Raw genomic sequence first — 25,754 nt, 5'->3', positions numbered from 1 at the left:
TTCCGTGTTCCGTGTTCCGTGTTCCGTGTTCCGTGTTCCGACCGATAGGATGAAGCCTGTTGCTGATTGTGTGATTTGAGAGCTAGGGGAGTGGTTATATTCTGGGTGATCCTGCTACCGCGCGCGTCAAGCCGCCCCCGCCACAAAGCTGTGTCAAGCCCCAGCAGTCCAAGGAGAGAGTGGCTGTTGACTCTTGCATGGTGAGCTTTGATGCAGCAGAAACCTATTTTAGAAATCCTGGTAATTCTGGATGAAAAAATTGTCGTGTAGTGTCTTCTTTCCTCGCCAGATCACCAGATAGGATAAAACATGCTTGAGTTTGCTTTCTTGGGCCAGGGCCGCTCCGGTAAGCTTATACCATCTTCACAGTTATACTGGATCAATAGTTGTACTCTTATTCTTTGTATTTGCAGTAGAGCTGATTTGGAGAGGGCGAAACAATACAGCGAGATTAGCTTCGTCCGTTGTCAGTTGCATAGCTCGCTATGCGTCTTCCTGCCGCCTTGCTACTCTCATCGCCTTAATCCACTCTAACAATTCAAATGGTATTATACGTAGGCAGGTTACGTGATGATTTTAGTTAGAATCCGCAGGTCGGCTGATTTCTTTCTGCGAATAATCACCGCAACGATAATACTGCCGAAGAGGTTGAAAACCAGATCCCAGCTCATGTTATTGTAGTCGCCGACGTTTGTTTCCTCAAATAGGAGTGTGGCCATGAATTCGATGACTTCATTCAGTGCTCCTAGTCCAGTGCCGGCAAACACACAAAGAGTGAGAGCTCCAACGGTCGGAGCGAGGTTTGTATCGGTATAACATTTTACAATATGGGAGAGACATTCCCAGCAGAGCCATGTGGTCACTCCGAAACCATAAGCATGAATGAGCTGATCATACCTTAAATAATTTGGGATCAACCAGAGACTATAAACGACACTAATGTGTCCAGTGGTTTGCCAAGAATCGGGGACTGGAACCATGCCTCCGATCATGTGGAGTAGCCCCCAGATAGAGAGGCACCATAGTAGGTGAAGCGGAAATCTGACGCGATGATGGATGAACATCGCTCCCGTGATCATGACGATCATCACCCCTAGGTAAAAAACGAACTCACTATTGTTGGTCATTTTTGCGCTGATAGCGGCAGCAATGATGTAGCAGGTTGTAAAGGTGGCTAGTAGCCTTAAGTTGTGTGGAATTTTTAGGGTCATTGAGGGTAAATCTATATTTTGTATCAATAATGCGTCAGCATGGACGGAGCATGGGCAATTGGCTCAGACGTGATTTCTAGAGGATTGTTTTTATTCCTGTTCAGCCACAAGTGACAAGAATTGCTAGGTTGGCGTCGAGCTCGTAAATGCAATCTCATCTGAGTCGTTCCCGTAGCTCGTGAAGTTCCTTTTCACGGGCCTCTAGGCTGTCGAGCAGGCTGGTGATGTAGCGTATGGTGCGGAATTTGATCTGCTCATGCTCACGGAGGTAAGCAATGTGGCGGAGCCGAGACACACCTGATGAATCAAAGTAGATGTTGCCTTGCTTGTTTTTAAAGGCGTGTACGAGCCTGCCTCTGAGAAACTCTTCAATCATTTCAGGATGCAGGTCGCATAGCTCGGCTGCTTCTTCTAGATCACTTAGAGATACTCTATTTTGCTCGGATTCAGAAATACATGTGAGTTGGTATTGATAGGTCATCATAGCTTGGCGAGTTAGTTTTCAGGATTGCGTGGGTTGAAGCTGGAGACTTCTGCTAGTTTTCTCCACTGGTCATTTTCTTGTTCAGAGGTTTGGGTAGGTGTGGCGATATGTATCACGGCGTATAGGTCACCATGGGATCCACTGGAGCCACTAGGGAGGCCTTTGTTTTTTATACGCAGCTCAGTGCCATTTTCCGTAAGTGGGGGTATTTTTATTTTTACGGGAGATTCTAGGGATTTGACGGTGACTTCAGCTCCTAAGACTGCTTCCCAAGGGGCAAGTGAAAGGTGATAGTAAAGGTCAGAATCGATCGCTTGAAAGTAGGGGTGTTTCTCCAGTTTGACATTGAGAAATAAGTCGCCTGGAGGTCCTCCATTGATGCTTGGGCTTCCTAGGCCAGCACAACGGACGAGTTGGCCTTCAGAGATTCCCTTGGGGATTCGGATGCGGGTTGATTTAATTTCGATTTGCCCCGTGGCTCGGTTGATTTGTTTTAGCTGTAGCGTGCGTTCGGCTCCATTCATGACCTCTTCAAGGCTTACAAGGATGTCGGCATACGCGTCTTGGCTAGCCGTGGCTGCGCGTTGTCCATGGTTCGGGTCACTGGTGAACCTGCTGTAGCTGCCACCTCCTGACCGCGCTCCAGCTCCGAACATTTGTTCAAAAAAGTCACTGAACCCCGTGCCTTTAAATTGGTATTCATAGTCATCTGAGCCAGATGCTCCATAATAAGAATCTTCGGAGTTGGGAGCAGATGCTTGATTCCAGTTTGGACCTAAGGCGTCGTATTTTTTACGTTTCTCAGGATCACCTAGAACTTCGTAAGCTTCGTTTATTTCTTTAAACTTAGTTTCAGAACCTTGTTTGACTTTTGCTACGTCTGGGTGGTACTTGCGCGCGAGTTTTCTGAACTTTTTTCGGATTTCATCTTGGCTAGCATCTTTAGGGATACCTAGGATTTCGTAGTAGTCGCGGAATTCCATACAATCTCCATTCTACCTGTTCATGTATTCACTGGCAATGAGTTGTTTTGTGCTAGTGGGGTTGTGGGTGACGGGAGGTAGATCCTGCTAGACCGTTCTCGTTGGCAACGAGGATTGTTAGCCGAAGGCGAAGATGAGTCCGCCTGTTAGGGCTGCGATGAGCCCATATAGAAGCATGGGAAGGATGGTTTTTCGAAGAATGGCTCCTTCCTGGTTGGCAATGTTTAAGACCGATGAAACGGCTACAATGTTATGGATCGCGATCATGTTCCCCATCGCCCCACCAACAGACTGCAGTGCGAGGATGGTAGTTTGATTCAGATGTAATTCTTTTGCGATATCTTGCTGAATGGGGCCGAAGGTGAGGTTCGAGATGGTACTAGATCCTGCAAAAAATGATCCGAGGCTGCCAAGATAGGACGCAAAAGCAGGCCACGAAGATCCAGCTATGAGTGAGAGATGGTGGCCAATGATCATCACTGGAGAGGAGGCGTCGCCCATCATAAGAAGTTTCACTAGCACTAGAGCACCTAGCAGGGCGTAGGCCGGATGGCGTATACGTTGGGTTGACTCTCGCCAGACTTTAAGCGGAATGTCCCATGATGCGCCCAACACAGGGATCGAGAGCAGGGCTACTAGGATGAAGGGAATGAAAGAGGGGACAAAGAGAAGGGGATGATCCCAGCTCGTTTGTGTTCCAAGAATGTCTGTTAGACTGATGACTAGTGACTGGCTCACTGCGAAGTCACCCAAGTTTCCGAGTGGTAAATGCCAAGCTGGCTCTGAGGCGGAGAGGTACCCCCGAATTCCAAGCTGAGGAATGCGGGTGATGAGCAGAATGAGCACGGTTGCCCAGAGAGGAAAAAGAGCTTTGGTCACGGCTCGTGTGGTGGGGTGCTCTCCCAGTATTTCTTTTTCTTTTGTTAGGCCAACGCCGCGACTGGCAAGCCATACCGTTGTGAGTAGTCCGATGAGTCCTCCAACAACCGAGGGGAATTCGCTGTTGATCAGGGAGAACAAAAACATGGGAATCACGCTGGCTCCAATCGCTAGATAGATGAATAGGCTGTTTTTCTTAATCTCTTGCCAGTCGAGCAGTAGCCGCAGAGCAAACAGCGGGATGATACAGGCCGCGACAGTATGAATCAGTGAAGTTTTCCAAGCAACTTCTCGAAGCTCTACAGGAGTGAGGCCTAGTTGACCAAACCCGAACCAAACGGGAGTGCCTACTGCTCCAAAAGAGACTGGCACGGTATTGAGGATGAGGCAGGCTGCAGCGACTCGGAGCGCCGGAAAGCCCAGACCTACTAGCAACGGGCCGGCGAGGGCGGCGGGGGTGCCGAAGCCGCTGGCGCCTTCGATGAGAAATTGGAAGGACCAGGCAATGATGACAACTTGTGCTACCCTGTTCCCCGAGAGGTGATTCAGCCAGCTGCGAATGGTGGCCATAGCTCCCGTTTCTTCCATGGTGTGAAAAAAGAAAACGGCACTCCAAACAATGAGAATGGGAGTGAGGGCAACGAGAAGTCCAGAAATGACTGACGCATGAATTAGCTGTGAATCCTGACTAAACCAAGTGAAGGCGATAAGGTAGGCAACCAAAGCTGCTAGAGGAAGAGCTTTTGCAGAGGGCACTGGTTGCTTCTTAGTCATCCAGAAGATGAGGAGAAGAATCGGGCCAGCGGCGAATATTAAGTTCACGAAGGGCATCAGATGGGGTGAATTTTCCAGGTTAAAAATGATTCATACCACAGAACTGCTAGGAAGTCACGATAGGGAAGTCTTTCCCCTTCGAGAAGCTGATGGACCAATTCTTTAAGCGGATCTGGGATGCCTCTTCGCGCACCTGGGAGTCTGCTCTACAAGCTAAGAGGTTGGTTATCTTGATCTATATTGAAGAAGAGCGCATTATTAGTAGCTTGAGCTGTAATCGTTGAATGACTGCCGTTCTCTGCGAGCTTTGTGATTGGCTGTGCGTATTTTGCGCTAAAATTTAGATGCAGACGGGTTGATCTTGAACTATTCTGATTTGTGCGGGAAAGATAATGACAGATTATGGAGACTTTACGGAAAATTGCTTACTTCTCGATGGAGATTGCTCTAGATGCTGAGATCCCGACGTATGCAGGTGGGTTGGGTATTTTAGCTGGGGACACCTTACGTGCTGGGGCTGATTTGAGGTTGCCAGTGTGTGCGGTGACTTTGCTGCACAGGAAGGGGTATTTCCGACAACGACTAGATGATAGTGGTTGGCAATTCGAGGAGGAGGATCCTTGGGATATAGAGAAATATCTCACACCAATGGAACCAAGGGTGAAGCTCACTCTAGATGAGCGTGAAGTTTGGGTGCGTTGCTGGCGCTATGAGATCGAAGGGCAGATGGGAGATAATATACCAGTCTATTTGTTAGATACAGATGTTGAGGAGAATAGTGAGTGGGATCGTCATTTGACTGATCGCTTATATCTTGGTGATCATTACTTTCGGATTTGTCAGGAGGCAGTTTTGGGGATCGGAGGCGTCAGGATGTTGCGTGCTTTGGGATATGAGCAATTGGCTCGCTTTCACATGAATGAAGGACATTCCGCTTTTCTCGGGCTCGAATTACTGGATGAGGAAATGAGTCTCCGGGGATCGGAGGAAATTGATGATGCAATGCTGCATGCAGTGAGGAGGAAATGTGTTTTTACTACCCATACTCCTGTTCCTGCAGGGCACGATCAGTTTTCGTTAGAGATGGCGAGAAAGGTGTTGGGACACCATGAGGCATTCTTTAAGAGGAGGGATTTGTTTGAACCAGTGAAGTGTGCCACTGACTGTCTGAATATGACATATCTGGCACTGAATCTGAGCCATTATGTGAATGGTGTCGCAAAACGCCATGCTGAGGTGTCGCGGTTGATGTTTGCGGACCATGAGATCGATTCGATAACCAATGGCGTGCATGCGGGTACTTGGGTATGTCAGTCAATGCAGAGTTTGTTCGAGAAATGGATTCCTGATTGGAAGCTGGACAATTTCAACATGCGTTCATCACTAAGCATCCCTGATGATGATCTTTGGCGGGCACACCAGGCTGCAAAAAATGACCTTTGTGACTATATCGTGAATGAGACGGGGGAGCAATTTTCTTTAGATGTCTTGACTCTCGGATTTGCCAGGCGCGCGACTTCTTACAAGCGGCCGAAGCTCCTTTTCGAAAACAAGGAATGGCTTTTTGAAATCGCAAAAAAAGCTGGTGGCTTGCAGTTAGTTTTCGCGGGGAAAGCGCATCCAGGAGATGATCTGGGGAAGTTTTTTATTCAGGATATTATCCGAATGCGGGCGGACTTTGCCGAGCATGGAATCAAGATCGTCTATCTTGAAAACTACGATATGAAGCTCGCTAAGTATTTAGTGAGTGGTGTGGATGTCTGGCTGAATACACCTCAGCCTCCGATGGAAGCATCAGGCACTAGTGGTATGAAGGCGGCTCTGAACGGTGTGCCGAGTCTTAGTGTGTTAGATGGTTGGTGGATCGAAGGATGTGTCGAGGGCGTCACAGGCTGGGCTATCGAATGCCCCAGTGGGGGTAGAGATGCACGTTCTTTGTATGAAAAGTTAGAGCAGCAGATTGTTCCGCTCTATTGTGAACGACGGCATGAATTTATTAATATTATGCGGCATGCTATTGCCCTGAACGGCTCGTTCTTTAACACCCAAAGAATGATGCTACAGTATCTAGCGAGAGCCTATTTTTTGTAGGCTTCGGTTACCGCCAGTAGTTCGCATCTTCAATTAGCGGTCAACCTTCTTTGGATCATCACCACGGGTGTGGGGAATACAGCTAGAGAGGTGCATTGCCACCCGCTTCCAGTGGTCCGCCCAGCAGCCAGTGAGGCGATGATGAGGCTTACAGGGCTTACAAGACTAAAGGATGGCTCCGTGGCTGGGAGGCTGCTGGACTTCTCGAAGATTGCATGGGATCACGAGATAGGTCTCTAGATTCTGCTGTGTTGAGCACCCCCTTGAATCTCTCTACAAATAAAGGGCTCAGGAGTTATCCTGAGCCCAATAAAATGGTGGAGGCGAGGGGAGTTGAACCCCTGTCCTAAATGCCTTTCAGGCAAGCGTCTACATGTTTAGCTGTCAGAGTTTTTTAAGAAAGAGCAAGTCCGTCAGCCACATACTCTTATCCGATTTTCCTGTTTAGTCTTACTATCGAACCCGGAAACCCGATCTTCAAGCCAGCCTATTAAGTAGTCGCGATCCCCCGTAATAGGCGTCAGGGTTCAGGCGTCACTGGCAATTAAGCAGCGAGTGCGAGCTCGTTAGAGTCTGCAATTATTTGTTTTGATCGGCTTTTTAAGAGGCCAGCTGATCAACCTCTACATGCAACAGGCCTTCCAACATCCAGTCGAAACCAAAACGCCCCCACATCATTTTATGATAGCAGATGCCATTTTACTTCGCCAATACGTTAATAGTAGCAGCAAATGATTGTTTGCACAGGTATCGGTGAAATGCAACCGAAAAGATGACGGTTTATTGGACCGAGGGGGTTTTGAATTAGGAATTCACAAATCAGAAATTAATTGCAGATGATTTGGGCAGATAGGGGAGAATGAAGACGTCGTGGAAGTCGTAGGCATCGGCAAAGTCGTTTCGGTTGTCGCTGTCCTGTTTACCGAACATTCCTTCTTCGATTAGGTTGAAAACCATATCGCCAACGTGAGTGCAGGATTGGATTCCCCACTCGGCGAATAAGGTGGAGGCCATCGGTCCATATTCGCCAATGGCTAACTTTCTGAAGCCATCGAGCAATTCTTTAGCCGTGACGTGTTGTGACATATCAGGATCCTTTTTAGTGTGCTCAGTGATTGTGTAGTCGAGAGCTTGCTTAAGAAACGCGTACGCGTCGGGAGCAAATCGTGGATCACGCTTGTGGATATTGTAGAGAGCTTGGTCAAAATGCATTGATTGCATGGCTATGAGCTTGGAATTCTCTAGGGGAGGATGCAAGAGAAAGCTTTGGATTTCTTCGGATGTGTAGAGCTTGTTAATAACGCGCACTCAAATTGTGAATAACTTGTGAAGGGCTCAGATTTGTTCACCAATGAGGGGGGGGAGTTGGTTCAATTTTAGCTGTAAATTTGCGATCAACCGTTATTTGGACTTTTTGTGGAGATCAGGATTTTGTGTGATTTTTTTATGTTCAAATAATCTACAGCTAGTTTTAAATTATAGTAAGTTACTGATAGTTAATCTATTTAGGTCCTAATTCCCTCGGGTGGATGCCGTGATGAGGTTATTCCACGATTAGATCTCTAGCGGAGATTGGTGTGAGATAGGCTTTCTGGTTGAATTTGGACAACCGTTTGATCTTGAACATCTCAAAATGTTAAGACTGATTGTGAATAACTTGATAAAAAGGTTCAGAAGGTATTGGCAAACAGGGAATAAAGTGGACTGATTTGGCTGAATCTCAAATTATCGTACAGACCTTTTGCAATCTTGAATCGCTTTGCTATGTTTCGCTCATGCGAATCGGTATTTTGAATAGTGGAGGGGATTGTCCCGGACTGAATGCGGTGATTCACGGGGTTGTCGGGGCTGCCTCAAAACTGGGAATGGAAGTAATTGGCTTCCGCGATGGATTCGAAGGGCTGATTCCACCAGGTGACTATATGCAACTGGGTTTGACAGATACTGTTGGGATTTTAAAGTTAGGTGGGACAATTTTAGGAACGACTAACAAGAGGCACTTTGCCGCCAAGCTTGGCTTGGTTAATTTAGAGGAGATTGCTGGTACAGTGGTCGATCTGACTCGTGAAACCCTTGATGGGCTAGAGATCGAGGCGCTTATCGTTGTCGGTGGTGAAGGTTCATTAGGGACGGCACTGCATCTCTATAATGCTGGGATTCCGGTGATTGGCGTGCCTAAGACGATTGATAATGATCTGCAGGCCACGGCGATGACCTTCGGTTTTGATAGCGCGGTTTCTTGTGTAGTCGATGCCTTGGATCGTCTGCACACCACGGCAGTGAGCCATAAACGCGTAATGGTGGTGGAAGTGATGGGGCGCAACGCTGGATGGATTGCTCTGTGGGGCGGGATAGCCGGAGGTGCAGATGTGGTGCTGATACCGGAGATTGACTTTAGTTTGGAGAAGGTCGCAGCAGTGATCGAAGAACGTGAGGCAAGGGGGAGCTACAGCACCATGATAGTTGTGGCAGAGGGGGCTCGCCTTCCGGATGGTGATCTCATCACTAAGGGTAAGGGGGAGAATAGTGTCCGCTTGGGCGGAATAGGTGAGGTGATTGCCGATCGGATCGCTGAGCTGACGGGGAAAGAGACACGCGCCTGTACTCTGGGTCACCTCCAGCGTGGCGGTCAGCCTACGAGTCTGGATCGTATTCTTGGGGCAAGATTTGGTGTCAAAGCAGTTGAGTTGGCCCAGCAGAAAAAGTTTGGAAGTATGGTGAGTTACCAAGCCTATCATGTTGGCTCGGTTACGATTGAGGAGGCGGTGCACAAAGTCCGTACCGTCGACCCCAATGGGGAAGTTGTTCATACCGCCAGAGCGATAGGCATCAGCCTTGGTGACTAGGTGGTTTGGAGCAGAAAACAGGGCAAATCTAAGTGGCATTAGTTAGATTAAATTTGTCAGTTGAGGGAGGGATTTGGCTAGAACGGGCATAGTTACCTGAAAAATCGCATAAATAATGCGTGAGTTATGTTTATTCTGCTTGCTATGAGTGCGAGTAGTCTTACCTTTTGCGCTCTCTCACTAATGAGAGGAAATGATCATCATCTTCCGGCGATTCGGATGTTGGAGCCCTAGGTTCCGAGTCGCATTTTCTAGGGCAATACAGGAAGAATGGTGAATCAATAATCATAAACAAAACAATAAATGAGCATTAATGCTGAACTCTCGGACTTGATCGATTCAAAGTTCCGTGAATTTAAAGAAGGTACCATCGTCAATGGTACTATCATCGACATCCGTCCACAGGTAATCCTCGTAGACATCGGTTACAAGTCAGAAGGCGCTATTCCAACAGCGGAATTCGAAGACGAAGAAATCGAAGTAGGTGACGGTGTAGAAGTCCTCCTCATGAAGCTTGAGGATGACGCTGGCATGGTCGTTCTTTCCAAGGAAAAAGCTGCACACAAGCAGAACTGGGAAAAGATCGTCAAAGTTTACGAAGACGGTGGTCTGGTTAAAGGTAAGGTTAAGAGCGTTGTTAAAGGCGGTCTCATGGTTAACGTTGGCGTGGAAGCATTCCTTCCAGGTTCACAGGTTGACATCATCCCACCTAAGGATCTCACTGAATACGTAGGTAAAGTTTTCGAATTCAAGATCGTTAAGGTTAACGACGAGCGTAAGAATATCGTTCTTTCACGTCGTGAGGTTATCGAAGCTGAGCGCGCGGAACTCCGTCAACAGTTCCTTCAGACAGTTACTGTTGGTGACAAGGTTGAAGGTCTCGTGAAGAACATCACTGACTTCGGTGCGTTTGTAGATCTCCAGGGAATGGACGGTCTCCTTCACATCACTGACATGTCATGGGGGCGTATCTCACACCCATCTGAGATGGTTCACATCGGTCAGTCAATTGAGGTTCAGATCCTCGATGTTGATCGTGAGAAAGAGCGTGTTTCCCTCGGTATCAAGCAGATGCTCGATAACCCATGGGCAGACATCGAAGCTAAGTACCCAATCAGCCAAGAGGTTAAAGGTAAGGTCACTAAGCTTCTTCCATACGGTGCATTCGTTGAAATCGAGCGCGGCGTAGAAGGTCTCGTTCACGTTTCTGAGCTCTCTTGGGTCAAGCGTATCACACGTCCATCAGACGTTCTCGAACTCGGTCAGGAAATCACAGCAGTTGTGCTTGGTATCTCAATCGAAGAGCAGAAGATCTCCCTCGGAGTTCGCCAGCTCGAAGAGAACCCATGGGATGCGATCGAAGCTCGCTACCCAATTGGTCAGCGCATCACAGGCGCAGTGCGTAACCTCACTACTTACGGTGCATTCGTCGGTCTTGAAGAAGGCATTGACGGCATGATCCACGTATCCGACCTTTCTTGGACACGTAAGATCAACCACCCATCTGAAGTCCTCAAGAAGGGCGACGAAGTGGAAGCTATTGTTCTTTCCATCGATAAGGAAAACCAGCGTGTTTCCCTCGGTGTTAAGCAAGCTGAAAACGATCCATGGTCTAACATTGACGATAAGTTCAAGGTTGGTGATCTCGTTAAAGGCCAGGTGGCTAAGATTGCATCATTCGGTGCGTTTGTTAACCTCCAGGACGATATCGATGGTCTCATCCACATCTCTCAGCTATCTGAAGAGCATGTTGAGCGCGTCAAGGACGTACTTAAGGTTACTGACGACGTGGAAGCACGCGTTATCAAGGTGGACAAGGTCGAGCGTCGCATCGGTCTTTCCATCAAGGCAGTGTCCTACTCAGAAGACGATCTTCGCAAGGAGTCAAAGTCATTCGAGACACTCAAGCCTTCCAGCGAAATGGTTGGACTCGAACAGGCATTCAATCTCGCTTCTGGCGAAGAGTGGAGCCCTTCAGAGGACTAAGACCTTCCGCAAGGAATCAATCACAAAGCGTTCTGGGTTTTCCCAGAGCGCTTTTTTGTTTTACCCTAGGCGAGCTAGTGAGTTTACAGTCAGGCAGTTTTAAGTGTTCAGACTGGGGGGGGGCAGGGTCACTAAACTAGGGGTTTTTCATGAAGAATTAACTAAATCCCGCAGAATTTCTCAAAAGATTAAGCTAAGAAAAAGGCCAAAATTCTGAATCCTCTCTGAAATATCCCAAGAGTTTTGTTTTTCATTGGTTAATTTTGTAAAATTCTGTTCATTCTGTCGAGCGCCGCAGGCTTCAACCTAGATAACCTCCGAGTATAGTAACTCTAGGGGCTGAGATAGTTTTTTCTAGCCGCAGATTACGCGCATTAGACAGATATTTGATATGATGAAAAAATTACTGAAACTCACAGGAGCGCTAGTGGCATTGATGATCGTTTCGTGTTCGTCAGTATCAATGAATAAGCCCTTGCCCAATAATACGACCGAAGATCAACGGGGAGAGCTAGTAGGTGAGTGGGAAGTTGAGGGTGGTAGCTGTAAAGTGAACTTCAACTCTAAGGGAGTTGGGCATTTAGCTAGGTTAGAATGGGATGATGAGAGTGGTCAATTTGAAGTGGAGAGGCAGTCGTTTATAGTGACGCAAGTGGGGGATGATTTGTATCTGTCTTTACAACATGAGGACGAAGAAGATGTTTCAAGTTATAAACTTGTTCAGTGTATAGTCAGTGAAGAAAACTTAGTTGTTTGGGTTCCTGATACGGAGCGTTTTGAGGAGCTTATTAAGCAGAAGAAACTGACAGCCAAGGTGACTCATGGGAAACACTCTACAGATGTGGCCCTTACGAGCTCTCCGAAAGAAATTGTAGAAGTTTTGAAAATTGAAAAAGGACTCTTTAAGTATAAGGAGCCACTAGTTCTTAAGAGGCTAACCAAGTAGAAGATCTTATAACCGGCTAAATCTGTGGTTAAAAAAATGCAACATTTTTTAGAGCGACTCGACACTAACCAATCATGGTTAGTGGGGGTTTCTGGTGGGCGCGACTCTGTGGTTTTGTTAGATTATTTGGTCCAGGATGGATTTAAGAATTTAGTGGTAGTGCATGTGAACCATCAGCTACGGGCTAAGGCATCGAATGGCGATGCTGAATTTGTTGAGCAATTGGCGCAGAAGTATGGACTCGCATTTTATGGTGAGGCAGTGGATGTGATTGGTCTGATGGAGTCTGAGAAAAAGGGGCTAGAGGTGGTGGCTCGCGAGGCTAGACATGCTGTCTACGTGAGGGCGATCCAGAAGCATTCAGCTGCAGGTGTGCTGTTAGGGCACCATGCCGATGATCAGGCTGAGACTGTGCTCTTCAATCTATTGCGGGGATCTAGCGGCCTTAAAGGGATTCGATTTGAGAATACCGTGACAGTGGATGAATGTGTTCTTAAGGTTGTTCGACCTTTGTTAGAGGTTAGGCGCTCCGAGATTAATGACTACGTAAAATCACGCGGTTTAGAGTACCGAGAGGATGCGAGTAACGCTGAGGCTTTTACGGTGCGGAATCGTATTCGTCATGAAGTGATGCCTTTACTCGTAGAAATTATGCGACGTGAGGTGGTACCCGCTGTCAATGGTGCGGCTGAAGTGAGCATGGAGCAAAGCGACTATCTAGCTAGTGAAGTTGTCCTAGAACAATTTTTAGACCCTCAGGGCCGTATCTTCTTGCCCGCCTTACTTGAGCTTGATGTAGTTCTGCAGCAGGCGGTCATGTTTCAATTCCTAAAAACCCACAAAGTTCCTGATTTAAGCCGCAGTTTGATCGCTGAGTGTCTTCTTGTCTGTGATACCGTCGCTGCCGCAAAATGTAATCTACCAGGAGGCAGATGGCTGAGGCGAAAAGAGCAGCGATTGTTTATTCAACAATAGCCGAGGAAGTGAGTTTTTCTAGACCGCAGATTAGACAGATTTATATTACTGAAGTTCTCTGCTGAAGGTGTTCTCAGTTTGAATCCCAATGAGTACTCATAGAGTTGGGTTAGTCAGAATAATTTTATTAAGAAATCAGTCTAACCTGTGAAATCTGTTGTTGGCTGACACTTGAGCCGCTCCAGTTCCAAGTTTCATCCAGTCTCTGGCTTATAGCATCCTCCCAGTTATATTGTCGGAATGATGGGTTTGTAGGTTTTTTAACAGTAGAGTGGGCTCTGAGCCTTCAAATGCTAGCAACGTTAAGCGTCAGTGACATAGCTCGCTCATTCGCCAAGGAGGGCTTCGCCGCGCAGGTTACTCTATTCCTACCTTGCGCCTTGCTAGAGTTCAAAATCCTCAGAGCCATTTAGGCAATCTAACTGCTCAAATGGCATTATACACTTGAATTAGCTGTCGGATGGCGTCAGCAATAGGGCACAAAAATTTTATAGAATATTATGGGACGCGCATTTGAAATCAGAAGAGGAGCAAAGGAGAAACGCTGGGACAAGATGTCCAAGTTGTTTCCTAAGTTAGGTAAATCAATCACTATGGCAGCTAAAGAGGGCGGTGATGATCCTGAAATGAATGCCAAGCTCCGTGCTGCGATTGCTACAGCGAAGGCCGAGAATATGCCCAAGGACAACATCGACAAAGCGATCGCGCGTGCGACTGCTAAAGATGCGGTCAACTACACTGAGATCAACTATGAAGGTAAAGGTCCACATGGAGTTTTACTTTGGGTTGAGTGCGCTACTGATAATAACACTCGTACCTTTTCTAACATCCGTACCACGTTCAATAAGAATGGTGGTGGTCTCCTTCCAACAGGTGGTTTGGAGTTCATGTTTACTCGTAAAGCTGTGGTTCAGTTCACCACTCCAGAAGGATTTGATATTGAGGAAGCTGAGTTGGAGCTTATCGATCACGGACTAGAAGAGATTGAAGCTGAAGGTAACGAAGCGATCGTATTTGGCGAATTTACTAGTTTTGGGTCACTTTCTAAAGCAGTAGAAGAACTCGGTGTCGAGATTACAAAGGCAGCTCCTGAACGTATAGCGAACAACCTAGTCGAGTTTACTGAAGAACAGATGACTGAGATCGATGTTCTTATCGATAAACTGGAAGACGATGAGGACGTACTGAACGTCTTTACTAACATAGGTTAGTTCATCGTGGACGATACCAACCTGTTAGGTATCTCAGACTCAAAGCAAAATCTTTGAATAATACTTTCAAAGGAGCGTCCGCAAATCTGCGGGCGCTTGTTTGTATCGGGGTGTCGATGACACAGTGTTTGCTCACTCGTTTTGCACGCAGGCAAATGTCGAGGTCTTCGAAACTGCACAGGTTACGATAGCCTGAAAGTTGTTGGAATAATTCTTTAGAGAAAAATAGAGCTTGGTCACCATAGCTCCAAAAGAAAAGTCGCTGCGCCAGTAGGCCATCTCGCTGGTGAAATCGAGCAAGACACTCGCAGGTGTGAATTGTCGGTTGAAGCAGCCGCATTTTTTTCCGTTGTGGAATTGTTTACGTAGTAGCTGGGCTGTATTGGCTGGTAGCAAGGTGTCGGCGTGGAGGAAGAGTAGCAGATCGCAGGTGTTAGCATCTGCGCCGAGATTCATTTGAGCTGCACGGTTGGTTACCTCGCAGTTTAGCAGAGTCAATTTTGGCAATGCTCTGAGCTTTTCGCGAGTGTCGTCAGTGCTGCCTCCATCCACGACAATGACTTGATTAAAGTCTTGTAGAGCAGGCTGCAGGAGGCACTTGTCAATGAAGTCTGACTCATTGAATGTGGGGATGATGACTGCGATGCTGGGCATGTCATACTTTTTTTCAATGGAGGGCATGAATCGATTGTTGTTTTTATCAAACTAGCGTAGTCTCGGGTTGTTGCCAGTGATTTGGTAGCATTCCTTCAAATTCATGGGTCAAAAAGAGCAAAAGAAAGTTGTGAAAGCAGCTAAAGGAGCAGAAGCATCAAAGATCTTAATCGTTCTGGCTAGTGTTGTTCTCGTTATAGCAGGGGCGAAAGCGTCGGCTGAATTTGTGGTACCTGTATTGTTGGCATTTTTTATCGCGACTGTTAGTTTTCCCATCACTCATTGGTTGCGCGAGCATCGTGTGCCGCGAGCGCTGGCGGTTTTTATCACAGTGCTTGTAGATTTTGCTTTCCTAGCTGGTGTTGTTTTGCTCTGCATCATGTTGATCGGCGAGCTTCAGAGTAAGTGGGAGAGTAAGTACTATGATCTCACGAAAGAGCGTGTCACCCAGTTAGCTGACAACACGTCTGAGTTTATGGATCAATGGGGGATGGTGACCATTGGTGATGACACGGAAGACTCAGCCGTTAGTTTGGATGTGGAACCTCTGAGTACGAGAGAAGTTGATCCAGTTGTTCTGGAGCCTCATAGTGAAAGCGATATGGCTGTCACTGAAGGTATTGAGGCGGTCACTGGATCAGCCGTAGCTACCCGACCAGCCATAGATCTTCTTACCGAAGAGCTTTTAAAGTATCTAAGTGTCAACAAGGTGGTCCAGTTGGGTACAGATTTCCTTGGTAAACTAGTGTCTTTCCTAGGCACCACTTTCATCGTGATGTTATTGACGGTATTTATGTTGAGTGAGGCACGGATGTTCGGTCGCCGTTTCAATGCTATTTGTGAGGCCCGAGGCCCAAATATTCAACGTATGCTGAGCGCAACTAAAGATATCCAGCGCTATTTGGGGATCAAAACCTTAGTGAGTTTACTTACTGGATTTTTAGCCGGAGTGCTTTGCTGGTCGGTAGGTTTGGAGTTCCCACTACTGTGGGGTATCCTAGCTTTTGCACTCAACTATATACCAGCGATTGGTTCTGTGATTGCGGGGATTCCTCCAGTGTTACTTTCCTTGCTCGTTACTGGCGACTGGAAGCATGCGGTGATCGTTGCGGGTGGTTACCTTGTGATCAACGGACTCCTAGGTAACTTCCTTGAGCCTACTTTACTGGGGCGTCGCTTTGGACTCTCCACCTTAGTTGTGGTGATCTCAGTGATATTCTGGGGTTGGATTTGGGGGCCAATTGGGATGCTTCTTGCTGTGCCTCTGACCATGCTTGTCAAGGTGGCTATGGATAACAGTGCTGACTTCCGCTGGATCGCCGTTGCGATCAGTAAAGAAGACAGAAATACGGAAGGCATTAGCGATGAACAGATGCTCATGGATGCTGTGGCTCAATCACACGAAGCCGAAGAAAAGCGTCAGAAACTTTCCGAAGATACAAGCAAGCTATCGAAGATGTTTCCAGAGTCTTAGGAACTCTTTTTCGAATTGCTGAACCAAAGGTTTGTGATTGGTAATGGCAATATTCTCGTTATTAGAAGTACAGGCTGAGCGCGTCCAGTTGTAGCTTCCATTGAGTAATTTTACGCCATCTGCTATGGCAAATTTGTGGTGCATGTGTGCCGATGTTTTATCGTGCACACAGTCAATCCCTTTGCTGTCGAGATAATCGTAGTCTGAGCCAAGGTCTTCGGATTTGTCGTCGTCAGAAATGACGCGAACCTTCACGCCGCGTTGGTGCGCTTCAATGATCTTATCCACAATACGGTTGTCCGTGATGGTGAAGACGCAGATGTCGAGCGTGGTCTGAGCTTCGCGTATGAAACGCTGAATGCGGTGGAGGCAGTCTTCGCTCGGGCTGAAATAGGCCGAGGATTTGACTGTCGATTCTTTCGAGTAGAGAAGCTTGATGACGCTCTGGAGCCAGTCCATGGCAGCGAGTTCGCCAATCTCGCCAATCACTTGAGCCGCGAGTCGGAAGGCGAGTTGGCGGACTTTCGCTTGTTCGGAAGCATTGCCCTGAATGGTATTGAGCAGCTCCTTGAGTTCTTTACGCTCGGAGCGAGAGATGGAAAAATCCTCCAGAGAATCTGCGAGGACTTGTTCGATGTCAGTGGGTGAGAGCATAAAAGTAGTGTGAGCGTCTCGCTCACTTTAAAGACTTCTCGATAGAGTCGGAAAATAGTCGCTTTGCTATAGATGTTAGAGCGACCGAGGCGGTTGCACCACGATAGAATATTAGTCGTTCTTGAGAACGCGGATGAAGGCGTCCTGTGGGATATTCACTTTACCGATGGACTTCATCTTTGCTTTACCCTTCTTCTGCTTCTCAAGAAGTTTACGCTTACGGGAAATGTCACCACCGTAACACTTAGCAGTCACGTTCTTACTCATCGCTGAGATGGAAGCGCGAGCGATGATCTTGCCGCCGATAGCCGCTTGGATGGCAACCACGAAAAGTTGGCGAGGGATCACTTCTTTAAGCTTTTCACAGAGCTTACGACCATAGCTTTCAGCTTTGTCACGGTGAACGATAGTAGAAAAGGCATCCACTGGCTCACCAGCAATCATGATGTCCATTTTCACCATCTTCTCTGGGCGGTAGCCGTTGTGCTCATAGTCCATCGAGCCATAGCCTTTTGTCATGGACTTGAGGCGGTCGTTGAAGTCGACGAGAATTTCAGAAAGCGGCAGTACGCAGGTGAGCATGACACGCATGTCGTCAATGGTCTCTGTGTTTTCCATCATACCACGCTTCTCCATGATGAGTTTCATCAGGTCACCGATGTGATCACCGGGAGTCATGATGAAAACGCGTACCATTGGCTCGCGGATCTCTTGGATCTGCTGTGCATCTGGAAGCATGCATGGGTTGTCGACGATGACATCTTCACCACTCGTCTTTGTTACCTCATAGATAACAGAAGGGTAGGTGGAGATGATGTCCATGTTGAACTCACGGCGGAGGCGCTCCTGGATAATTTCCATATGGAGAAGTCCGAGGAAGCCACAGCGGAAGCCGAAGCCCAGAGCTACTGAGGACTCAGCCATGAAGGTGAAGGCAGCATCGTTGATCTGAAGTTTTGCTACGGCTACTTTGAGTGCTTCGTAGTCGGAAGTGTCCACTGGGTAGATTCCTGAGAATACCATTGGCTGGATCACTTTGAAACCTGGGAGAGGGTCTTTGCAGGGTTTGTTGGATTCGGTCATTGTGTCACCGATCTTCACTTCACTGGCAGATTTCATGTTGGCGATCACGTAGCCCACATCACCAGCGACGAGAATGTCGCGCTTGGTCATGGATGGGGTGAAGACTCCCACTTCTTTGATTTCGTAGGAATTTGAAGTGTGAAAAAGTTTGATTCTTGTGCCGCGCTTCATGCTGCCAGACATCACGCGCACGTAGGAAACTACTCCGCGGAAGTTATCATAGAGTGAGTCGAAAACAGAGGCACGAAGCAATCCGTCGTCATTGAAATGCGTCGGAGGGGGAATGCGCTCAACGATAGCTTCGAGGATGTCCTCGATACCAACACCAGTTTTAGCGGATGCTGGAATGGCCTCTTCCGCTGGGATACAGATGATGTCTTCGAGCTGTTTGTGCACTTTCGGTAGATCGCAAGAGGGGAGGTCGATTTTATTGATGACTGGGACAATCTGCAGATCTTGCTCGTTGGCAAGGTGGAGGTTTGCCATCGTCTGAGCTTCCACACCCTGAGCAGCATCGACGATGAGGATAGCTCCCTCACAGGCTGCGAGTGAGCGGGAAACCTCGTAGGAGAAGTCAACGTGACCGGGAGTGTCGAGTAGGTTCAGTTGGTAGACCTTACCATCTTTAGCTGGGTAACTCATAGTCACTGGGTGTGACTTGATCGTGATACCGCGCTCGCGTTCGAGATCCATGGAATCCAGGTGCTGGGCTTGCTGATCGCGCTGAGCAACAGTTTGCGTGAACTCTAGTAGTCGATCTGAGAGTGTGGTCTTGCCGTGATCAATGTGGGCAATGATGGAAAAGTTGCGTGTGAGCTCGATGGACATATCTCAATGAATGGTTTGATTGAAGTCCGCTGCTTAGATGCCAGCGCGCTTCAGAAAGTGTGTGAAGGAAAGAGAATCCAAGATCGTGTGATTTTACAGGAAAAAGTGTCAATTTTCAGTGATTTACCTCTGTATTTGTGAGATTTAGCTCAGTTGTGTCATCTGGATGGAGAAATATTAGCGGATGATTTGATTATCTGGATTGGTGCTGAGGCATTTGAGACGTTTTCAAGAGTTGCATCCTATGTTAGGAATTTGGACATGAATTTGAAGTCGCTGGCAGTTGTCACCTTTGGAGGGATGCTTTTGTTCCTCGTTTCCTGTTCACCCGCTCAGAGGTTTTATCAGGCTCAAACGAAGGTGCCGCAAAAGCCTTGGCAGGGGACATCGGGAAAATGGGGTGGATATAGCGATAAGAAACTGCCCAACGGTGGACACAGTGTAAGGTTTATGGGTTACAACGAACCAGACCAAAGCTCCTGTGCCTATTTTGTGACCGTCAGAGCGGCTGAGCTGAGCGTTCTGGATGGTAAGACACATTTTTTTAGCAGTGGAGTGACGACCAATATCGCGATTGAGGAAAGTAATTTTCCAATGCGTGTGATTCCAGGGTACTGGGATGAGGTTCCTTTTGTTGAGTATATTTCAGACGGCAAAGGCAACGTGATTCCTGTGAATACCTATCGGTCCATCTGGGTGCCGCCATCGCGTATTCCTCCTCACACAGCGATCAATAAAATCAATACTGCTTCATCGAGTATAAACTATAATGGGACTGGGAAAAAGTATGACTCGGTCTCGATTCTACAAGGAGCGCATACCAATCAGCAAAAACTAGGAAGGGTCAGTCTTGACCCTAAGGCGGTAGAGTTTCTTAAGGCTGTTAGATCTGATTAGGAATTTTTTTAAGCTTATGCTAATTGCTGATTGCCCAAGACTGTAAAATCCGTTGTTCTGTCCTACATAAACTGAAAACTGTATATTTTGCGATGACGGAGAAACTAAAATTGCCTTGGGAGAGAGTTGGGTCGGAATATAAAGCGACGAAAAAGAAAGTAGGAATGCTGCTAGATCTCGATCGTTGTGTGGGTTGCCATTCCTGCAGCGTGAGTTGTAAGACCGAGCATGAAGTACCACTTGGCGCATTTCGTATGCGTGTGCGCTATCTGGAACGACCTGACAAACCCACGATAGCCTTTGCTCCGATGATGTGCATGCACTGTGAAGATGCGCCATGTCTGGATGCGTGTGGTAACAATGCGATTGCCCGGATGGATGATGGTCGTGTGATCATACGTGAAAACAAATGTGACCTTGACCGCGATTGTGTGAAGGCTTGTCCATACGGTGCTATCTTTATCAACGAAGAAAAAGAAGTCGCTGAAAAGTGTGATTTCTGTGTCCACAGAACCGAGGTCGGTCTCGAGCCAGCCTGTGCTGATAGTTGCCCGAGCCAAGCGATTCAATTTGGTGATCTAGCTGACCCTAACGACCCAATTTCTCTGAAAATTAAAGCAAAAGGAGCAAAGCCGTGGAAGGAGAGTGCTGGCACCAAGCCATCGGTTTTCTATATTGGCCATGAAGAGTGGATGGAGGAAAAGGTCAACACTGGGGTGCAGATCGACCCGAAAGATGAGGACATCACCTACGAGCAGAACAACCTTAAAAACCTCTAGCACATGCATATTTCATCAAGACGTTCTTTCCTCAAGGTTGGAGCCACCGCGCTAGCGAGCGGGCTTTTACCGAGCCTCTTTGCCCCGTCAGCCAATGCCGCCAAAATTGATATTGCGCGATTGGTCAAAGGGAAAATTGATTACACCGTGGCGAAAGCGACTCCGACAATTTGCTTTGGTTGCACGAACCATTGTGGCGTTATCGGATGGGTACAGGACGGTCGTGTTCGTAAGATTGAGGGCAACCCGCTAGATCCTAACAGCCAAGGGAATTACTGCTCCAAGGCGCAGGGAATGATCTCGTACACCTACTACCCAGAACGTTTGCTCTACCCGCTGAAGCGCGTGGGTGCAAGGGGCGCAGGGAAGTGGAAGCGGGTGTCATGGGATGAGGCTCTCGACGAAGTGGCTTCAAAACTCCGACCACTTCGCGAGCAGGGCATTCCAGAGGAATTCGTTTTCCATTACGGTCGCGATAAAACCAAAGGCTACACGAAGCGATTCACTAATGCCTTTGGAACTCCGCACCGACTCAACCGCCGTTCTATTTGTTCGTCTAATCGACGTGCTCCATTGATGAGCTACTACGGTCGCGACTTCGAGTGGGAGACTCAAGATTTTGAAAATACCAAGTACGTGGTGAACTTTGGCGCGAACCCAATGGAGGCCTACCAAGGTGGCCTCTACATGATGCACCGCCTGCGTGAATCTCAAAACACCAAGGGAACTAAAATGGTGACCTTCGAAGTGCGCCCTTCTGCGACAGCCTCAGTCTCTGAAGAATACCACCCGGTGATGCCGGGAACCGACGGAGCTGTGGCCTTTGCCATGATCCATGTCATTCTGAGAGAAAATTTACACGACGAGAAATTCTGGAATCGCTGGGCGAACTACAGCCTCGTCGAGCTCAGGAAATTGGTGAAAGACTACACGCCTGCGTGGGCTGAAAAGCATTCAGGTGTGCCGGCAAAAGATATCGAGCGCATTGCTATCGATTTTGCTCAGGCTGCTCCAGCCTGTACCACGATGTCTAACCGTGGCTCAGCTAAGCACTACAATGGCGTCCAGTCTGATAGAGCAATCAGAATGTTAGATGTTCTGGTCGGCAATGTTGGCAAGCCTGGTGGGTTTTGTCTATCGAGTGGCAGTGGATGGAGTGGGAAATATGGCCAAGAAGGTCTGCCGAAACTCACCCAGCCAGGTCCAAAACCGAAAGGCCCGAAGCCTTGGGGAATAGGAGAAGGGTTCAACGAGGTCGCCTTCAAGAAGCTTCCGCAGAAGATCCAAGACCGTGTGAACAATTTCCCAGACAAGTGGAAGAACAAGTACTTTGGTGAACTTGCAACACCCAGCGAGTACCCGCTCGCGTGGCATTGGTACCAGATGCGCGTCGGGCAACTAGTCTACCCCTACATTCGTGACGGTCTACAGAAGGTCAGTGTCTACATGTCATTTACTCTAGGAGCTGCATACGGCTACCCTGAGGCAAAGGTCGCCCGCGATGTCTTGATGGATGAAAAACTCATTCCATACCACGTGGCTATCGATATCGGTTATGGTGAACAGGCGGCATTAGCCGACCTTATTTTACCTGAAGCAACCAGCTTAGAACGTTGGGATCACCATTCTACGAACTGTTATGGGCTGATCCCATACACAGGTGTGCGCCAGCCATTGGTGAAAGCGGCTGGGGAATCGAAGTCGGTGCAGGAAATTCTCCGAGATCTAGCCAAAAAAGTGGGCGGGGGAATGGAGAAGTATTTCGACATCGATGACATCGAAGAATTCTACAAAGAATGGTACAAGAACCTGCCAATCAGTTGGGAAGAGTTCAAACGCCGTGGAATCTGGCAAGATGCAACACGCCCGAAAGACTACGAGCTCTACGAGCGTCCCCTAACAGCGGAAGAGCTGGAAGGCACGGTCGTGAAAGATGGATTGATCAAGAAGGATACATCAAAAGGAATCAAAACTGTGGGAATCATGATGGACGGCAAGCCTGTCCGTGGTTTCCCGACGCCAACCCGTAGAATTCAAGTCTACGATGAAGTGTGGCCTGAAGCCGCCAAGGCTGTCGGACTCTCAATGGACGATGTCAATGCTAGCCCAATCGCTATTTACGACACAGTCCCCGAGCACAAAGATCTAGCAGATGATCGTTATATCTTCTCCACATTCAAATGGAACGTCCACACGCAGGGACGCTCAGCACATTGGAAATACAACTCAGAGATCATTCACACCAACCCAGTATTCATGCACCCGAGTACAGGTGCAAAGCTCAATTTGAAAGAAGGCGATTCAGTCCGTCTCTCCGTGTTTCGCCCGAAAGGCGCCACCTACCGTAGCGGTGAGAAAGGCATCGTTGGCTCGTTTGAGAACCATGTCCGATTCCTCAAAGGAATGCATGAAAAGGTAATGATGTGCTCTCACCACGTCGGTCACACAGAGCATGGTGTGGTGGCGCGCGCTGAGACTGAAAAGTCTGCTCCTGCTGTTGGTATTGAAACTGACGAAAGCGCATTCCCGTCCGACAAACTCCTCAAAAAGGGTGTTTGGTGGTCTAAGAAAAAAGGTGGGATTGGCGGCGGTGTCCATATCAACGATGCGCTCCCAATCAACCCATGTCCACTCACGGGTGGTCAAAACTGGTACGACAATGTCTGTAAAATTGAAAAAATCTAAAGAAGAAACAATTGGTCTGACTCTACTGGTTGGTGAAGTGCTCAGTCGGGAAATTGACGCGTCTATCCTTCAGTTAGTAAGTCAACCTGACTTGTTAGAGCTGTTATGCGAAATCGAACCAGCATGCCGTGATTATATCCAGAAAGAGTGGTCGGCCGATGAATTCGAATCCGCTGCTGTCGATTTCTGCGACCTCTTCATTATGCCCGAATCGACCACTGCTCCGCGAGCCGCGGCGTGGTTAGAGCTGGGTGGCGAAGTGACTGCTGAGTCGGTGGATGCTGTGGTGCGAGAGTTCCTGACGGAATGGAAAATCAAAGTCCCACCAGCCTACAAATATCTAGCCTACGATCATATTTCTTTGATTCTCTATGTCTCAGCAGTGATCCGTCAGACAGATTCAGAGCAGCTTGAAGAATTTGACCAAGTCACCCTAGACTCATGGGTGACTAACTTCGCCGCTTCACTAGCGAAAGTGGAATCGCCAATCTACAGGGCAGCCGGAGTACTTTTACAAAGCCTCAGAGTGTGAGTATTCTAAAAGAGTCATACGAAGGTGGCTCTCTTTTAGGTTCTAGCGCTATCTCGTGCAACATAGATGCAATGTCTTGAGCGTTTGGCTTTGATGTGTGGTCGTGCAGCGTGTTCTTCGACATTGAATCCAGCTTTACCCAGCAGTTTGTTGAACTTAGGTGCTGGTTCTGATAGCCAGTAAGTGACGCATCCGCCGGGCTTCAGGATGCTCTTCAGCTTCGCAAGGAAAGCAGGGGAATACATTCTGAAATTTCCAGCAGTGATCAAATCGTCGGGAGTGTTGTCGATATCGATCAGCAGCACATCAAAGCTAGCCGGGGATTTACTATTGATGATATCGAAGAAGTCTCCCTGAGTGATTTTAGTGCGGGGGTCATCGAGCAGTGGGCCATTGTACTCGACCAAGAACGTGCGGTTCCACTCGATGAGTGGTGGCATCAGTTCGGCAACTTCGACAGTAGCAGGCTTACCCACCAGCTGCAGAGCACGCTTGAGTGTGAAGCCTAAGCCCAGCCCACCAATCAACACAGATGGGTGCTCAGGTCTGGTTTTCTTGTCAGGAAGAATGTGTTTGCAGCCAATGTCGGCTAGCATTTCCTCAGAGTAGGTCTGGATCGTGCTCATCAGTTCGAAGCCGTTGAATTTGAGATAAAAATCGTTATCATGCTGGTGCAGAGAGAACACTGTTCCGTCTGCCATTATTGACTCACCGAGATCTATGTAAGGCTTCATGGTCGCAGGCTTCACTAAAAGTGAGCAATCAACAAGGCTAGAGGTGGTCGCGTAGGATTTATCCTCTAAAACAGATTGTTATGAATAGTAGGGGGAGCTCCAGCAACTAAGTCTTCCCGGCCGAAGCGACTCTCTTTTATAATCCGATTTTAGCTCGCTACTATTAGCGATATCATTCAAATTTCATCGACGAGAGTTACCGTAGGAGCCTCGTGTTTTCACGCCAAAAAGGCGTCAGGTCGAATTCCAAAGTATTTACCTAGATTTATTGCGTGTTCTGCTGTGATACTCCGCTTGCCTCGTAAGATTAGCCTAGCTAGTTGATCAGATTTACCTAGAGCTCTGGCAATAGCGACTCCCGAGAGCTGATTCTCCTCAGCCAAATGCCGTAAAAGTTCTCCCGCTTTTAAATTTGTTGGAGGTATTTGTTGTGTTTCGTATTTCTCGATTAAATCACAGAGAAGGTCAAAATAATCATTTTGACCAGCAGTCATAAGATCTTCAAATCCTGCTAACTTGTCAGCTACTTCGACCGTGTTCTCATAACCAACTCGGTCATGGATGGGCCGAGGCAGAAATGTTTCACAGAGCTTACTGTAGCTTTTGGGAAGATCGCTAAATGATGTGAGTTGATTAGTCTTCATAAGTTCTGTTTCCATTTATTTTTGTCATACTCAGCGTGCGGCAAAAACTCTAGAGTGTAGACTCTTTGTTTATCGTAGTGTATCGCAGTTATTAAGCGGTAATCATTACCGCAGACGTTAAAAATGGAAACGGACCGGCCACTTGCAACTTTCACAGAACCAGCCGATGGGTATACCTTTTGGAGATCATTTATGTTTTTCCATTCAGAGTATTTGATCACAGCAGTCCAAGATTTTAGCCATTTCCCAGCTTTCGAGCTAGTCGGTGTGCATGTCTTAAGAAATGACTCCTTTATCAATTTCACTAGGATACAATATGTATCGTTTTAAGTTTAGTCAAATGTATAAAACACTCGGAAGTGAGAAAGGAAGCGAATTTTTCTCTGATCTAAATTAAAGAAATC

At 47.7% G+C, this 25,754-nt stretch carries 22 protein-coding genes and 1 other RNA gene; 11 read left to right on the top strand and 12 right to left on the bottom strand.

Translation table 11 applies throughout. The features are described 5' to 3' along the window. Window positions 1-563: 563 nt before the first annotated feature. The 4 genes from BSZ32_RS17895 to BSZ32_RS17880 all read right to left on the bottom strand — a co-directional run bounded on the left by BSZ32_RS17895 (window position 564) and on the right by BSZ32_RS17880 (window position 4,388). A complete protein-coding gene (locus tag BSZ32_RS17895) occupies window positions 564-1,211 on the bottom strand; it encodes a DUF2238 domain-containing protein (RefSeq protein ID WP_105044677.1) in 648 nt (215 codons plus the stop codon). A 154-nt stretch (window positions 1,212-1,365) separates the two neighbouring features. Further along, window positions 1,366-1,695, bottom strand: a complete 330-nt coding sequence (locus BSZ32_RS17890) for a chaperone modulator CbpM (RefSeq protein ID WP_105044676.1) — start codon at window positions 1,693-1,695, stop codon at window positions 1,366-1,368. Window positions 1,696-1,706: 11 nt separating this feature from the next. After that, the gene (locus tag BSZ32_RS17885; protein ID WP_105044675.1) at window positions 1,707-2,678 is read right to left on the bottom strand and encodes a DnaJ C-terminal domain-containing protein; all 972 of its coding nucleotides are present in this window, start codon (window positions 2,676-2,678) and stop codon (window positions 1,707-1,709) included. Window positions 2,679-2,795: 117 nt separating this feature from the next. Continuing rightward, entirely contained in the window at window positions 2,796-4,388 is a 1,593-nt protein-coding gene (locus BSZ32_RS17880) for an L-lactate permease (RefSeq protein ID WP_206018900.1), read from the bottom strand. A gap of 345 nt (window positions 4,389-4,733) precedes the next feature. On the opposite strand from BSZ32_RS17880, the gene glgP reads away from it, so the two are divergent. Next, a complete protein-coding gene (gene glgP, locus BSZ32_RS17875; protein ID WP_105044674.1) occupies window positions 4,734-6,422 on the top strand; it encodes an alpha-glucan family phosphorylase in 1,689 nt (562 codons plus the stop codon). Window positions 6,423-6,737: 315 nt separating this feature from the next. On the opposite strand, the gene ssrA is transcribed toward glgP, so the two are convergent. Beyond that, window positions 6,738-7,093: a transfer-messenger RNA gene (gene ssrA / locus BSZ32_RS17870) on the bottom strand. 148 nt (window positions 7,094-7,241) lie between these two features. Further along, window positions 7,242-7,643 (bottom strand): Minf_1886 family protein, encoded by a 402-nt coding sequence (locus BSZ32_RS17865; protein WP_165788930.1) that lies wholly within the window; start codon window positions 7,641-7,643, stop codon window positions 7,242-7,244. A 554-nt stretch (window positions 7,644-8,197) separates the two neighbouring features. On the opposite strand from BSZ32_RS17865, the gene BSZ32_RS17860 reads away from it, so the two are divergent. The 5 genes from BSZ32_RS17860 to BSZ32_RS17840 all read left to right on the top strand — a co-directional run bounded on the left by BSZ32_RS17860 (window position 8,198) and on the right by BSZ32_RS17840 (window position 14,386). Next, window positions 8,198-9,268 (top strand): 6-phosphofructokinase, encoded by a 1,071-nt coding sequence (locus BSZ32_RS17860; protein WP_105044672.1) that lies wholly within the window; start codon window positions 8,198-8,200, stop codon window positions 9,266-9,268. Between the two features lie 303 nt (window positions 9,269-9,571). Then, window positions 9,572-11,254 (top strand): 30S ribosomal protein S1, encoded by a 1,683-nt coding sequence (locus BSZ32_RS17855; RefSeq protein WP_105044671.1) that lies wholly within the window; start codon window positions 9,572-9,574, stop codon window positions 11,252-11,254. Between the two features lie 391 nt (window positions 11,255-11,645). Continuing rightward, entirely contained in the window at window positions 11,646-12,200 is a 555-nt protein-coding gene (locus BSZ32_RS17850; protein WP_105044670.1) for a hypothetical protein, read from the top strand. Between the two features lie 36 nt (window positions 12,201-12,236). After that, window positions 12,237-13,175, top strand: coding sequence for a tRNA lysidine(34) synthetase TilS (tilS, locus tag BSZ32_RS17845; protein WP_105044669.1), 939 nt, complete (start codon window positions 12,237-12,239; stop codon window positions 13,173-13,175). Window positions 13,176-13,675: 500 nt separating this feature from the next. After that, the gene (locus tag BSZ32_RS17840; protein ID WP_105044668.1) at window positions 13,676-14,386 is read left to right on the top strand and encodes a YebC/PmpR family DNA-binding transcriptional regulator; all 711 of its coding nucleotides are present in this window, start codon (window positions 13,676-13,678) and stop codon (window positions 14,384-14,386) included. Between the two features lie 132 nt (window positions 14,387-14,518). Here BSZ32_RS17840 and BSZ32_RS17835 read toward each other — a convergent pair whose 3' ends face one another. Beyond that, the gene (locus BSZ32_RS17835; RefSeq protein WP_105044667.1) at window positions 14,519-15,067 is read right to left on the bottom strand and encodes a glycosyltransferase; all 549 of its coding nucleotides are present in this window, start codon (window positions 15,065-15,067) and stop codon (window positions 14,519-14,521) included. Window positions 15,068-15,143: 76 nt separating this feature from the next. On the opposite strand from BSZ32_RS17835, the gene BSZ32_RS17830 reads away from it, so the two are divergent. Further along, window positions 15,144-16,514, top strand: coding sequence for an AI-2E family transporter (locus BSZ32_RS17830; RefSeq protein ID WP_105044666.1), 1,371 nt, complete (start codon window positions 15,144-15,146; stop codon window positions 16,512-16,514). Here the strand turns inward: BSZ32_RS17830 and BSZ32_RS17825 are convergent. Then, window positions 16,488-17,168 carry a phospholipase D-like domain-containing protein gene (locus BSZ32_RS17825; protein ID WP_105044665.1) on the bottom strand — a complete coding sequence of 227 codons (681 nt, stop codon included), beginning with the start codon at window positions 17,166-17,168 and terminating at the stop codon, window positions 16,488-16,490. The two genes, BSZ32_RS17830 and BSZ32_RS17825, sit on opposite strands and share 27 nt — an antisense overlap. Before the next feature lie 111 nt (window positions 17,169-17,279). Then, the gene (gene lepA / locus BSZ32_RS17820) at window positions 17,280-19,079 is read right to left on the bottom strand and encodes a translation elongation factor 4 (RefSeq protein WP_105044664.1); all 1,800 of its coding nucleotides are present in this window, start codon (window positions 19,077-19,079) and stop codon (window positions 17,280-17,282) included. 261 nt (window positions 19,080-19,340) lie between these two features. On the opposite strand from lepA, the gene BSZ32_RS17815 reads away from it, so the two are divergent. The 4 genes from BSZ32_RS17815 to BSZ32_RS17800 all read left to right on the top strand — a co-directional run bounded on the left by BSZ32_RS17815 (window position 19,341) and on the right by BSZ32_RS17800 (window position 23,972). Beyond that, window positions 19,341-19,976 carry a hypothetical protein gene (locus tag BSZ32_RS17815; RefSeq protein ID WP_129589826.1) on the top strand — a complete coding sequence of 212 codons (636 nt, stop codon included), beginning with the start codon at window positions 19,341-19,343 and terminating at the stop codon, window positions 19,974-19,976. Window positions 19,977-20,068: 92 nt separating this feature from the next. Beyond that, entirely contained in the window at window positions 20,069-20,755 is a 687-nt protein-coding gene (locus tag BSZ32_RS17810) for a 4Fe-4S dicluster domain-containing protein (protein ID WP_105044662.1), read from the top strand. 3 nt (window positions 20,756-20,758) lie between these two features. Next, window positions 20,759-23,440 carry a molybdopterin-containing oxidoreductase family protein gene (locus BSZ32_RS17805; RefSeq protein ID WP_105044661.1) on the top strand — a complete coding sequence of 894 codons (2,682 nt, stop codon included), beginning with the start codon at window positions 20,759-20,761 and terminating at the stop codon, window positions 23,438-23,440. Further along, window positions 23,415-23,972 carry a molecular chaperone TorD family protein gene (locus BSZ32_RS17800; protein ID WP_165788929.1) on the top strand — a complete coding sequence of 186 codons (558 nt, stop codon included), beginning with the start codon at window positions 23,415-23,417 and terminating at the stop codon, window positions 23,970-23,972. The genes BSZ32_RS17805 and BSZ32_RS17800 overlap by 26 nt, the downstream gene beginning before the upstream one ends. 35 nt (window positions 23,973-24,007) lie before the next feature. On the opposite strand, the gene BSZ32_RS17795 is transcribed toward BSZ32_RS17800, so the two are convergent. The 3 genes from BSZ32_RS17795 to BSZ32_RS20675 all read right to left on the bottom strand — a co-directional run bounded on the left by BSZ32_RS17795 (window position 24,008) and on the right by BSZ32_RS20675 (window position 25,655). Continuing rightward, entirely contained in the window at window positions 24,008-24,706 is a 699-nt protein-coding gene (locus BSZ32_RS17795; RefSeq protein ID WP_105044659.1) for a spermidine synthase family protein, read from the bottom strand. A 218-nt stretch (window positions 24,707-24,924) separates the two neighbouring features. Then, window positions 24,925-25,350, bottom strand: coding sequence for a helix-turn-helix domain-containing protein (locus BSZ32_RS17790; protein ID WP_129589825.1), 426 nt, complete (start codon window positions 25,348-25,350; stop codon window positions 24,925-24,927). After that, entirely contained in the window at window positions 25,347-25,655 is a 309-nt protein-coding gene (locus BSZ32_RS20675; RefSeq protein ID WP_165788928.1) for a type II toxin-antitoxin system HigB family toxin, read from the bottom strand. The genes BSZ32_RS17790 and BSZ32_RS20675 overlap by 4 nt, the downstream gene beginning before the upstream one ends. Window positions 25,656-25,754: the final 99 nt, after the last annotated feature.

Origin of the sequence: Rubritalea profundi (assembly GCF_002954445.1) — a bacterium.
In the GTDB taxonomy this organism is placed as follows: domain Bacteria; phylum Verrucomicrobiota; class Verrucomicrobiia; order Verrucomicrobiales; family Akkermansiaceae; genus Rubritalea; species Rubritalea profundi.
This window is presented reverse-complemented; position numbering and strand designations above follow the sequence as displayed.